10 protein-coding genes and 1 riboswitch are annotated in these 12358 nt (G+C 62.8%); of the genes, 5 read left to right on the forward strand and 5 right to left on the reverse strand.

Features of this window, described 5'->3' with window-relative positions; all coding sequences use genetic code 11:
• From ILT44_RS10645 to ILT44_RS10665, 5 genes are all read right to left on the reverse strand, one after another.
• A partial coding sequence (locus ILT44_RS10645; RefSeq protein WP_305070687.1) for a proton-conducting transporter transmembrane domain-containing protein occupies nucleotides 1-1907 on the reverse strand: 1907 nt, incomplete at its 3' end.
• A gap of 233 nt (nucleotides 1908-2140) precedes the next feature.
• On the reverse strand, nucleotides 2141-2785 hold the full coding sequence (locus ILT44_RS10650; RefSeq protein WP_239468097.1) for a trimeric intracellular cation channel family protein: 645 nt from the start codon (nucleotides 2783-2785) through the stop codon (nucleotides 2141-2143).
• 607 nt (nucleotides 2786-3392) lie between these two features.
• Nucleotides 3393-3481, reverse strand: a riboswitch (glycine riboswitch).
• Nucleotides 3482-3489: 8 nt separating this feature from the next.
• Nucleotides 3490-3867 (reverse strand): L,D-transpeptidase, encoded by a 378-nt coding sequence (locus ILT44_RS10655; RefSeq protein ID WP_372441149.1) that lies wholly within the window; start codon nucleotides 3865-3867, stop codon nucleotides 3490-3492.
• Nucleotides 3868-3883: 16 nt separating this feature from the next.
• Complete coding sequence (locus tag ILT44_RS10660; RefSeq protein ID WP_204239554.1) at nucleotides 3884-4822, reverse strand: dihydrodipicolinate synthase family protein; 939 nt, start codon at nucleotides 4820-4822, stop codon at nucleotides 3884-3886.
• Between the two features lie 33 nt (nucleotides 4823-4855).
• The gene (locus ILT44_RS10665; RefSeq protein ID WP_204239555.1) at nucleotides 4856-6589 is read right to left on the reverse strand and encodes an IlvD/Edd family dehydratase; all 1734 of its coding nucleotides are present in this window, start codon (nucleotides 6587-6589) and stop codon (nucleotides 4856-4858) included.
• Nucleotides 6590-6743: 154 nt separating this feature from the next.
• Here ILT44_RS10665 and ytfQ point away from each other — a divergent pair, with 154 nt between their 5' ends.
• The 5 genes from ytfQ to ILT44_RS10690 all read left to right on the forward strand — a co-directional run bounded on the left by ytfQ (nucleotide 6744) and on the right by ILT44_RS10690 (nucleotide 12069).
• Nucleotides 6744-7706 (forward strand): galactofuranose ABC transporter, galactofuranose-binding protein YtfQ, encoded by a 963-nt coding sequence (gene ytfQ / locus ILT44_RS10670; RefSeq protein ID WP_305070688.1) that lies wholly within the window; start codon nucleotides 6744-6746, stop codon nucleotides 7704-7706.
• A 98-nt stretch (nucleotides 7707-7804) separates the two neighbouring features.
• Nucleotides 7805-9313 carry a galactofuranose ABC transporter, ATP-binding protein YtfR gene (ytfR, locus tag ILT44_RS10675; protein WP_204239556.1) on the forward strand — a complete coding sequence of 503 codons (1509 nt, stop codon included), beginning with the start codon at nucleotides 7805-7807 and terminating at the stop codon, nucleotides 9311-9313.
• A 12-nt stretch (nucleotides 9314-9325) separates the two neighbouring features.
• Nucleotides 9326-10312 carry a galactofuranose ABC transporter, ATP-binding protein YtfT gene (ytfT, locus tag ILT44_RS10680; protein ID WP_307826435.1) on the forward strand — a complete coding sequence of 329 codons (987 nt, stop codon included), beginning with the start codon at nucleotides 9326-9328 and terminating at the stop codon, nucleotides 10310-10312.
• Nucleotides 10313-10314: 2 nt separating this feature from the next.
• A complete protein-coding gene (gene yjfF / locus ILT44_RS10685; protein ID WP_204239558.1) occupies nucleotides 10315-11274 on the forward strand; it encodes a galactofuranose ABC transporter, permease protein YjfF in 960 nt (319 codons plus the stop codon).
• 18 nt (nucleotides 11275-11292) lie between these two features.
• Entirely contained in the window at nucleotides 11293-12069 is a 777-nt protein-coding gene (locus tag ILT44_RS10690) for a FadR/GntR family transcriptional regulator (protein ID WP_204239559.1), read from the forward strand.
• Nucleotides 12070-12358: the final 289 nt, after the last annotated feature.

The following is a 12358-nucleotide window of genomic DNA, read 5'->3' on the forward strand; positions in this document are numbered from 1 at the left end:
AGCCGGTGGTACTTGGCTTGGTAGGCTGCGCCGATGGCGCACAGCCCCCCGACGATCCAGAGCAGAAGGAAGGCGGGATCGAAGGCTGTGCCGGGACGAGAGCCCGCCGCGAGACCTTGCCGATAAAGCGGCCAGAGCGCCGCAAGCACGGCGAACGCCACCAGCAGCCTTAGTTGCGGCTGAAGCCGCTGGGTGCCGAACACGCGCTCGAGCGTCCGGGCCCATCGCCACGACAGGGTGACGAGCACCCGTTCGAAGATGCGCTGGCCCTTGAGGTGACGCACCAGGGGAGGGCCATTGATGCCCTTCTTCAGGTATCCCTGCAACAACCAGTACAGGATGACGCCGCCGGTGAGCGCGATCATGCTCATGAGCAACGGCTCGGTGAAGCCGTGCCACACGGCCAGGCTGTAGTAAGGGGTGTCCGGCCCCAGCACCGCCCGAACGGCGGTTGCGAGGAAGGGCTTGATGGTCAGCGCCGGGAGGATGCCGACGAGCAGGCACGCCAGCACCAGGAACTCAATGGGGAAGCGCATCCAGTGCGGCGGCTCGTGCGGGATGCGCGGCAAGTCTTTCGCGGGCGGGCCGAAGAATACGCCGTGAATGAAGCGCAGCGAATAGGCCACGCTGAAGGCGCTGAACAGCATGGCGAAGTACGGGAGGGAGTGATCGAGCAGGGAGTCGACGTGGAAGGCGGCCGCCTCGGCAAAGAACATTTCCTTGGACAGGAAGCCGTTGAGCAGCGGCACGCCCGCCATGGCGGCCGCCGCGACCATCGCCAGGGTGGCGGTGATCGGCATGTATCGGAACAGGCCGCTCAGACGCCGGATGTCGCGGGTGCCGGACTCGTGGTCGATGATGCCGGCAGCCATGAACAGCGACGCCTTGAAGGTCGCGTGATTGATCGTGTGGAAGATGGCCGCCACGGCGGCGAGCGGGCTGCTGAGACCGAGCAGGAGCGTGATCAGGCCGAGATGGCTGATGGTGGAATAGGCCAGCAGACCCTTCAGGTCCTGCTGGAAGATGGCTGCGTAAGCCCCCAGGACCAGGGTGCAGAGGCCGGCCGTCACCACGATGTAGAACCACGCTTCCGTGCCTGACAGCACGGGCCAGAGCAGGGTGAGCAGGAACACGCCGGCCTTCACCATGGTGGCCGAGTGGAGATAGGCCGAGACCGGCGTCGGCGCGGCCATGGCGTGCGGGAGCCAGAAGTGGAATGGGAACTGCGCACTCTTGGTCAGGGCACCGAGCAGGACCAGGATCAGGGCCGGCATGTAGAGGCTGCTGCTGCGGACCTTGTCACCCGATGACAGCACCCGGTCCAGATCGTAGCTGCCAACGATGTGGCCGATCAGCAGGACGCCGACAAGCAGGCATAGTCCGCCCGTGGCCGTGACCGTCAGGGCCATGCGTGCGCCGTCGCGGGCGCTGGCGTTATGGTGCCAGTAACCGATGAGGAGGAAGGAGAAGAGGCTGGTCAGCTCCCAGAAGAAGACCAGCTGGATCAGGTTGCCTGAGAGCACGATGCCCAACATGGCGCCCATGAAGGCAAGCAGGAACGCGAAGAAGCGCGGCACAGGATCGGCGGGCGACATGTAATAGCGCGCATAGAGCGCCACTAGGAAGCCAATGCCTGTAACCAGCATGGCAAACAGCCAGGTGAACCCGTCCATGCGCAGGCCGAAGTTGAGGCCGAGGGTTGGCACCCACTCGATGTTTGTGCGCAGAACGCCGCCGCCGCGGTGAACGGTCGGATACTGGAGAGCCGTCAGGACGGTGGCGCAGAGGGCCACAGCTCCAGCGAGGAAAGCGGCGCCGTTCCTGGCGTCCTTGCGCAGGAAGGCGGCAACGAGACTCCCGATGAAAGGAAGGACGACGATGGCCAGGAGGGACATGCCACTGGACATGGATTGAGCTATCTCCTTCCGGGTGGGAGCGCGAGCAAAACTCCGAAATTGGGGCGATATCGCCCAATATGGTTGACATGAAGCCAGGCTGCAAGGTCATGGCGTCATAGTGGGGTAGTTCGCGCCAGGCTAGAGCCCGATACGGGCGGGAGTGCGGCCACCGGTCTCCGACCAAAACGCCAGCCGCAGAGGGACCTTTCCGCCGGAGTAATGCCACTCGATGCATCCGCCGATCAGAGATCGAGCTCGGCCCGCGTGCGCCCGGGCCTCGGCCGATAGCGCGGCAGAGACCAGTCCCACCGCAGCGCGGCAGCTCGGATTGCGAGGGCGGCCAGGAAGCCGCCGGCAAGCGCGAGTTCTCGCGTGATCCCGGCGAGCGCCAACGCAACAAAAATTGCTGCACCGCCGAGCGCCGCCGACACATAGATCTCGCGGCTGAGGATAACCGGACTTTCACCGCCCAGCACGTCTCTGACGATGCCGCCGAAGGTCGCCGTGATCACGCCCATCGCAACGGCAACGATGGGTCCGGCTTCTGCAAGCAGCGCCTTCTCGGCGCCGGTCACTGCGAACAAGGCCATGCCGACGGCATCGCACCACAGAAGGAGCTTGAGCCGGGATTGCGGAATGTGGGCGAGGAAGAACGCCATGCAGGAGACCAGCACGCAGGTGACCAGATAGGCGGGCTCCCGCACCCAGAAGACCGGAAGCGCGTCGATGAGCGTGTCCCTGATCGTTCCGCCGCCGATTCCGGTCGCCGTGCCGAGCAGCACGAAGCCGACCAGATCCATTTCTTTGCGCGAGGCGACCAGCGCCCCGGTTGTCGCGAAGACGACGATCCCGAACCAGTCGAGGAGGGCGGCAAACGTGTCGAACATCGGGTATAGTTCCATCATGAGCTTCATCAGAATAAGTAGGTGGGGCCGGGAGGGGCATAGGCCTCCCGGAGCGGGATATCGGCTGGCGCCTCGATGCCCGGCTTGAACGCCTCAAGGGTTGCACCTTCTCCGGGAGCGCTGCGCTCGCTTGTGTAGGCATCGATCGGGATCAGCTTTAAGCTAGCGGGGCCCGCTTGATGACGGCGGGAGGCAAATGAATTTGCTCGGCGCACGGCCGTACGCGATCAATCATGCTAAAAAGGAGCCGTGATTGCTCCGGCATCACGCGACGCACGAAGCGTCAGGTCATGAAGCGTGTCGCGGAGACAGTCGATTGCCCTGCGGGGACGGGTCGCAGCGCGTGTCAGCCGCTCAGGCGCGACCGAATCTGGCGCAAAAAATCATTCGCCCGCAGTTGTGGCGAAGGGGGCGCGTCATGGCTCGTATGTGTTCGGGCAAGGGCATTCGTCAGGCTCCGTCATGGTCCGCAGGCGATCCTGCGGAAGGAGCCCCCTCTGTCATTGGCCTGAGAGTTTCGTCGGGATGCGAGTGCAGCCGCGACTTTCACCATGGGCGGGAGCAGGATGCTCCACTTTTCAGAGTGTTGGGCAACGAAGCGGTCCTGGGTGCCTGAGAGTTTCCGGGGCAGTTGCTCCTTCGGCGGCCAGCGTGCTGGCTCTCTCCCGCTCATTGCTAAGGTCAATCTACCGTGGTTTGCGGCAGAATTGTGTTGTTCGGGTGTAGGGTAAAACTCCTTTGGACGATCCAGACGGCACCGTTCGGTCTTCGGCGTCGGCATCCAGCACCGTGACGCTCGTGCCGATTGGTATCCGGCGGTGCAAGTCGACAATATCCTGGTTGAACAGGCGGATGCATCCGCTGGAGATCGAGCGGCCGATGGTGTCGGGCTCGTTCGTGCCGTGGATGCGGTAGAGCGTATCACGGCCCTCGCGGTGGAGGTGAAGCGCCCGGGCGCCGAGCGGATTTTTGAGGCCGCCCTCCACTCCGCTCGCGTACGCGCCGTAGCGCTCCGGCTCGAACCTGATCCATGTTGGGCGTGTTTCAGCAGGGAAGCGATGCACAAGGCCGCGCCTCTTGTTACTTTCCCCATTGGAGGACGGCTGGGTTGAGGCGTGTGGCGATTTCGATGAGGCCCTGTCGCGTGGCCGGATGCAGCGGCTGCAGCGGATGGCGCACCGCCTCCGAGCCGATCACTCCGCCCTCCTTCATCAGCACCTTGGCCGCGTGCAGACCGCACTGCCGGTTCTCGTAGTTGATCAGCGGCAGCCAGCGCTCGTAGGCGGCCGCCGCCGCCGCGCGATCGCCGGCCACATACGGATCGAGGATCTGGCGGATGCCGTCGGGATAAGCCCCTCCCGTCATGGCGCCCGTGGCGCCCGCATCCAGATCCGCCATCAGCGTGATCGCCTCCTCGCCGTCCCACGGCCCCTCAATCGCCTCACCGCCCAGGGCGATCAGGTCGCGCAGCTTCGTTGCCGTGCCCGCCACCTCGATCTTGAAGTAGGCCACGTTGGCAATCTCCTTGGCCATGCGGGCCAGGAATGGCGCCGAGAGCGACGTGCCGGCCATGGGCGCATCCTGGATCATGATCGGGATGGTGATGGCCTCCGAGACCCGGCGGAAGAAGTCGTAGATCCCTGCCTCGGACACCCGCAGGGTCGCGCCGAAGAACGGCGGCATGATCATGACCATGGCCGCCCCGGCGGCTTCGGCCCGCTGGCTGCGTGCGGCGCAGATTTCGGTCGAGACATGGCTGGTGGTAACGATGACCGGCACGCGGCCGGCCACATGCTCGAGCACGGTGGTCATCACCGCCTCGCGCTCCTCGTCGGTGAGCAGGAACTGCTCGGAGAAGTTGGCCAGGATGCACAGGCCGTGGGAGCCGGCCTCGATCATGAAGTCGATGGCGCGCTTTTGCCCCTCCAGGTCGAGCCGGCCGTCATCCTGGAAGATAGTCGGCGCCACCGGGAACACACCGCGATAGGGGCGCGCAGAACTCGGGCCAGACAAAGACATGGCATCTCCTTTCAATATCTTTAAGTACCGTGATCAGTGATTGTCTCGCGGAACGGGCGAACCCGTGCGTCCGACGAGAAAGTCCAGATCGACACCTTTATCGGCTTGCATAACATGGTCGATATAGAGCTTTGCATAGCCGCGCGTCGCATGCGGTGCAGGTGGCACCCAGGCGGCGCGCCGGCGCTCCATCTCCTCGGCCTCCACGTGAAGATGCAGGCTGCGGGCTGTCACATCAAGGGTGATGAGGTCGCCGTTCTGCACAAGCGCCAGCGGCCCGCCGGCGGCCGCCTCGGGCGCCACGTGCAGCACCACGGTGCCGTAGGCGGTTCCGGACATGCGTGCGTCCGAGATGCGGATCATGTCGCGAACCCCCTTCTTGAGCAGCTTCTGCGGTAGGGGCATGTTGCCTACTTCCGCCATGCCCGGATAGCCCTTGGGACCGCAGTTTTTCAGCACCATGATGCAGGTCTCGTCGATATCGAGATCCTCGTCGTCGATGCTGTGGTGCAGATCCTCGATGGTCTCGAATACGACCGCCCGGCCGGTGTGCTGCATGAGTTCAGGCGAGGCAGCGGACGGCTTGATCACCGCGCCGTTCGGCGCAAGGTTTCCTTTGAGGATCGCGATGCCGGCCTCCGGCTTGAACGGCTCCTCGAACGTGGTGATCACCTCCCGGTTCCAGCACGGAGCATCCTTCACGTTCTCCCAGATCGGCTTGCCGTTGATCGTAAGCGCATCCTTGTGCAGCAATCCGCGTTCGCCGAGGGTGCGCAGCACGACAGGCAGGCCGCCGGCATAGTAGAAATCCTCCATCAGGAAGCGGCCGGAGGGCATGAGATCGACCAGGCAGTGGATGTCGCGCCCGAGCCTGTCGAAATCGTCGAGGGTCAGGTCGATCCCGCACCGTCCGGCGATGGCGAGGAGATGCACAACGGCATTGGTCGAGCCGCCGATGGCGGCGAGCGTGCGGATCGCGTTCTCGAAGGCCTGACGCGTCATGATCTTCGAGAGCACGAGGTCTTCATGAACCATGTCGACGATGCGCCGTCCGGCCATGCGGGCGAGATGGTTGCGCCGCGCGTCGCTTGCGGGAATCGCCGCGTTTTCCGGCAGGCCGACGCCGAGCGCCTCGACCATGGAGGCCATCGTGGAGCCGGTGCCCATGGTCATGCAGTGGCCGGCCGAGCGGTTCATGCCGCCTTCCGCCTCGTGGAATTCCTGCAGCGTCACCTCGCCAGCGCGCAGCTGCTCGCTCATGGAGATGATGTTGGTGCCTGACCCGATATATTTACCGCGATAGACGCCGCGCAGCTGCGGCCCGCCCGACACGCCGATCGTTGGCAGATCGGCCGAGGCCGCGCCCATGAGCAGGGCAGGGGTGGTCTTGTCGCAGCCCATCAGCAGCACGACGCCGTCGAGCGGATGGGCACGGATGGCTTCCTCCACGTCCATGGCAGCCAAGTTGCGAAACAGCATGGCGGTGGGGCGCATGGTCACCTCGCCGAGCGAGGAGACGGGAAACTCGAGCGGAAAGCCGCCGGCATCAAGCACGCCGTACTTCACGTGCTCGGCGATGGTGCGAAAATGGGCGTTGCAGGGGGTCAGCTCGGACCAAGTGTTGCAGATGCCGATGACCGGCCGGCCCTCGAACTGGTCCTGGGGGAAGCCGCTGTTCTTGAGAAACGAGCGGTAATAGAATCCCATCTTGTCCTGCCGACCAAACCAGGCTTGGCTGCGCAACCCACGCTTCTTGTCTTCGCTCATCTCTTCTCGCCTCTGAAATGGGGCGCTCGCCAAAAGGGCCTAAACCACGACTTTGGTTGAATATGCGCTCGCCTTGATTCATATAATAGTACTAATAGTCGGCTGTTAAGGCTGCTAAAGTCGAAGAGCAACGAAAATCTTAGGGAGAAAACGCATGAAGGCACGTCATCTTCTGACGACGATCGGCATGGCCGCACTGATGCTGTCCTCCGGTGCCGCCTACGCCCAGAACAAAATGACCATCGGCTTTTCTCAGGTCGGCTCGGAATCCGGCTGGCGCGCCGCCGAAACAAAGGTCTCCAAGATCGAAGCCGAGAAGCGGGGAGTGGATTTGAAGATCTCCGATGCTCAGCAGAAGCAGGAGAACCAGATCCGCGCCGTCAGGTCCTTCATCGCGCAGGGCGTCGACGCCATCTTCATTGCGCCGGTCGTGTCCACCGGCTGGGATTCCGTTCTCAAGGAAGCAAAGGACGCCAAGATCCCGGTCGTCCTGCTCGACCGCTCCATCGAGACGAAGGATGATTCGCTCTATCTCACGGCTGTGACCTCCGACACTGTTTACGAGGGCAAGGTTGCCGGCGAGTGGCTGGCAAAGGAAACCGGCGGCAAGTGCAATGTGGTCGAGCTGCAGGGAACCGTCGGCTCCAGCCCGGCGATCAACCGCAAGAAGGGCTTCGATCAGGTCGTTGCCGCCAATCCCGGCATGAAGATCGTGCGCACGCAATCCGGCGACTTCACCCGCACCAAGGGCAAGGAAGTCATGGAAAGCTTCATCAAGGCCGAGGGTGGCGGCAAGAACATCTGCGCCGTCTATGCACATAACGATGACATGGCAATCGGCGCTATCCAAGCCATCAAGGAAGCAGGTCTGAAGCCCGGAAAGGACATCAAGATCGTCTCCATCGATGCCGTGCCTGATATCTTCAAGGCCATGGCGGATGGCGAGGCCAATGTGACGGTCGAGCTGACTCCCAACATGGCAGGTCCTGCACTGGATGCTCTCGCCGCCTTCAAGAAGGACGGCAAGCAGCCTCCGAAATGGATCCAGACGGAGTCCAAGGTTTATACCCCCGAGACCGCGAAGGCTGAGTACGATAAGCGCAAGGATCTCTACTGAGACCGTAGAGCTGAAAAGGGCAGCAGGCGGGTTCCGCCTGCTGCCTCTGATAACCCGCTGGGATCCGGCGGTTTTGCGCATGGGCCGGCGAGGGCAGGATGCAGCCATCGAGAGAACAGCCTCAGCTTCTTGAAATCAGAGGACTGACGAAAGGCTTCCCTGGCGTGCAGGCGCTCGCTCATGTGGATTTCACCTTGCATGCGGGCGAGATTCACGGCCTGCTGGGAGAGAATGGTGCCGGCAAGTCGACTTTGATCAAGGTGCTGACGGGCGTGTTTCGGCGTGATGCCGGTACGATCCGCCTTGATGGCGAAGAAATCTCAGCACGTGATCCGGCCGATGCGCTCTCGCTTGGGATTGGCACCGTGTACCAGGAGGTGAACCTGCTGCCTAACCTGTCGGTGGCGGAAAATCTCTTCATCGGCCGTCAACCCCATCACTTTGGTTTCGTGCGCACGGGGGAGATGCGCCGCCAGGCCACGGAACTTCTGGCGGGCTACGGCCTCGACATCGACGTCGCCAATCCCTTGGGCACCTATTCGGTTGCGGTTCAGCAGATCGTCGCGATCGCGCGTGCCGTCGACCTCTCGGCCAAGGTGCTCATTCTCGACGAGCCGACCGCCAGTCTCGACGCGCAAGAGGTCGAGACGCTTTTCGGCATCCTGAAAAGCCTCAAGAGCCGCGGTATCGGTATCGTCTTCGTCACCCATTTCCTCGATCAGGTCTATGCCGTCTGCGACAGGATCACCGTCCTGCGCAACGGGCGCCTCGTCGGATCTCGACCGATCTCCAAGCTGCCGCGCATCGAGCTCGTCTCGATGATGCTCGGGCGCGAGCTGGCGGCCGAAGCGCTTCACCGCAACCAGCGTCCTACTGTGACGGGAGAGCCCCTCGTGGCTTTCGAGAACTATGGCAAGCGCCGGCTCCTGGAGCCGTTCGATCTAGCCGTGCGCCCTGGCGAGGTAGTAGGCCTTGCAGGCCTCCTCGGCTCCGGCCGAACGGAAACGGCCAAACTGGTCTTCGGCATAGAGCGCGCCGACAGCGGACAGGCCTTCGTCGACGGCAGGCCCGTACGCATCGCCACGCCGCGCGACGCGGCCCGCCTGCGGTTCGGCTTCACCCCCGAGGATCGCAAGACGGAGGGCATCGTCGCGGAACTCTCGGTACGCGAGAACATCATCCTGGCGCTGCAGGCGCAGCGCGGGTGGCTGCGTCTGCTCCCGAAGCGCAGGCAGGACGAGATCGCCGACCACTTCATCAAGCTCCTCGACATCCGCACGCCGGATGCGGAAAAACCCATCGGCCTTCTCTCAGGAGGCAATCAGCAGAAGGCGCTCCTCGCGCGCTGGCTCGCCACCGAGCCGCGCTTCCTCATCCTCGACGAGCCGACCCGCGGCATCGACGTGGGCGCCCATGCCGAGATCATCCGCCTGATCGAGCGCCTGTGCGAGGAGGGGCTTGCCCTTCTCGTCATCTCGTCGGAGCTCGAGGAGGTCGCCTCCTACAGCGACCGGGTCGTCGTGCTGCGCGACCGGCGGCATGTGCGCGAGCTGTCAGGCGCCGAGGTGAGTGCCGATACCATCATGACAACCATCGCAGGCCATTGAATGAGCGGCATGATCCAGGCCAATCTTCCGCGCACGCTTCCCAAGGGACTTCCGCAGGTCGCGGCGCTCCTGATTGTCTTTCTCGTCAACTGGCTCGTCTTCCGCGACTTCTTCGCTCTGCGCCTGCAGGACGGGCGACTCTTCGGCAGCCTCATCGACGTGCTGAACCGCGGCGCCCCCGTCGCGATCCTCGCTCTGGGAATGACGCTCGTCATCGCCACCCGCGGCATCGATCTGTCCGTCGGCGCCGTCATGGCGATTGCAGGCGCGATGGCGGCGACCTTGACGGCGCAGGGCTATCCGCTGCCCGTTGCGCTCGCCGCTGCCGTAGGCATCGGCCTCGCCTGCGGCCTGTGGAACGGTTTTCTCGTCGCCGTCCTCGAAATCCAGCCCTTCGTGGCAACCCTGATCCTGATGGTGGCGGGCCGTGGCTTCGCGCAGCTGATCACGGAAGGACAGATCATCACCTTCGTGAGCGAGGGCTTCGCCGCCATCGGCGGCGGTTCCTTCCTGATGCTGCCGATGGCGGTGGTGATCGCCATCGGCATGCTGATCATCACCCACTTCATCGTGCGATATACGGCGTTGGGTCTCTTTATCGAATCCATCGGCGCCAATGTCCGCTCCAGCGCTTATGCCGGCATCGGCACCAAGGTCGTGACCGTCGCGGTTTATATGTGGTGCGGCCTGTGCGCGGCGATCGCCGGCCTGATCGTGACGGCCGACATCCGCGGCGCCGATGCCAACAATGCGGGGCTCTGGCTCGAGCTCGATGCGATTCTGGCCGTGGTGATCGGCGGCACGTCGCTCTTCGGCGGCCGCTTCAGCCTCGGCCTCTCGGTCGTCGGCGCCCTGATCATCCAAGCCATGAACACCGGCATCCTGCTGAGCGGCTATCCGCCGGAGTACAACCTCATCGTGAAAGCCATCGTGGTGCTCGCCGTGCTCCTTGCCCAATCGCCCGTTCTGTCGGCCGTCCGTTCGGTCTGGAGGGCTTGAGTATGATCCGGCGCCATCTTCCGGTCCTCGTCACGCTCGCCGTCTTCATCGTCGGCTACCTGATCTGCCTCGCACAGTTTCCGAGCTTCGCCTCGACCCGGGTGATCGGCAATCTCCTGACCGACAACGCCTTTCTCGGCATCGTTGCGGTCGGCATGACCTTTGTGATCCTGTCCGGCGGCATCGACCTTTCCGTCGGCTCGGTGATCGCTTTCACGGGCGTATTCCTGGCCGTTGCCATCGAGAAATACGGCCTCAATCCCTATCTGGCCTTTATCCTCATTCTCGGCATTGCGGCATTGTTCGGGGCGGGCATGGGCCTTTTGATCCACACCTTTCAGATCCCGGCCTTCATCGTGACGCTCGCCGGCATGTTCCTGGCCCGGGGCCTCTGCTTCGTACTGACCACGGATTCGATCCCAATCAATGCTGCGGCTTATGGTCAGATCACGGATATCGCCTTTCAACTGCCCGGCGGCGGCAGGCTGAGCTTCATCGCCATCGTCATGCTGGTAACCTTTGTCCTTGGCATTGTCCTTGCTCATTTCACCCGGTTCGGCGCCAATGTTTATGCCCTTGGCGGCAACAGGACCTCGGCCGAGCTGATGGGGGTTCCCGTAGGGAAAACGACGATCCGGATCTACATGTTGTCGAGCTTCCTCGCCGCCCTCGCCGGGATTGTCTTTTCCTTCTACACGTCTGCCGGGTATTCCCTGGCCGCAACCGGTGTCGAGCTCGACACCATCGCGGCGGTGGTCATTGGCGGCACGCTGCTGACAGGAGGGTACGGGACGATCATCGGCACGCTTGTCGGCGTGCTGATCCAGGGGCTGATCCAGACCTATATTACCTTCGAGGGAACGCTGAGTTCCTGGTGGACGAAAATTGCCATCGGTGGTCTGCTGTTCGCATTCATCGTTTTGCAACGGGGACTGTCGGCGGCATCCCTCCGGTCGCGATAGAAGTGAGAGAACAGGAGCATGTCGTTGGCGAACGGCTTCCAGAGGCCATCCAGAGCGCGATCGGCCCATGATCTCGTTGCCCATGGGATCGGCCAGAACATCATGCAAGGACACTTCCCTATCGGAAGTATCCTGCCGGGTGACGCGGAGCTGATGGAGTTGTACGGAGTTTCCCGGACAGCTCTTCGAGAGGCGCTGAAGACCTTGGCGGCAAAGGGCTTGATCGAGTCCAAGACGAAGGTCGGCACCAAGGTTCTGGATCGCAACAACTGGAACATGTTCGATGCCGACATTCTCGGGTGGCATCTGGAGATGGGCGTCGATGCTCACTTCCTCGGATGGCTTTTCGAGATCAGGCAGACGCTCGAGCCGCTCGCCTGCGCCACGGCTGCCCTGCGGCGGACACCGGAGCAGCTTGAGGACATGCGCAAGGCCCTTTCGGCGATGTACGCATGCGAGAGCAACAGGCAGGGTTTCACGAAGGCCGATCTCGCCTTCCATCAGGCCATCCTGGAAGCTTCCGGCAACCCCTTCCTGCAGTCGATTGGTTCTGTGATCGGAGCCGCACTGGCAACATCCTTCACGATCAGCTCTCCAGTCTCGAGTGATGATCGCTTCAAGGAAGTGATGCGGCAGCATCAAGCCGTATTCGACGCCATAAAGCAGCGTCATCCATCTGCGGCAAGCGATGCTATGGCTGCGCTGATCCTACAGGCAGCGGAGCGAGTTCTGATCAAGCATGCGGAGAGCGCCTTAGCGAGAATCCAGATTCACGCGTTTTCTGGTGTCGACTAGCGGGAGGGTCGAGCAGTTTGTCCGGCCAACTCTGTGGTCTGCCGAGTTGCCAGCGAATAGATCATGTGCATTAGTATTATAGTAGTATTTATAGAGAATCTGGCTAGCTCAAGCGCTCCAGACGCCTATATGGAGTTAGAGCTGCCTCAACGAGAGCCTCTGCCTTTATAATAAGATCAGGCAGCCGCGACCGGCCTGTTCCGGAAGCCGTAAGCTGACCCAGAGTCCTTGACTGAAGAATGCTGCAGATGCGCCAGGCCAAGTGATGAAAGCCCGGGCATGGACAAGA

The organism is Microvirga arvi, assembly GCF_016892765.1.
Taxonomy (GTDB): Bacteria; Pseudomonadota; Alphaproteobacteria; order Rhizobiales; family Beijerinckiaceae; genus Microvirga; species Microvirga arvi.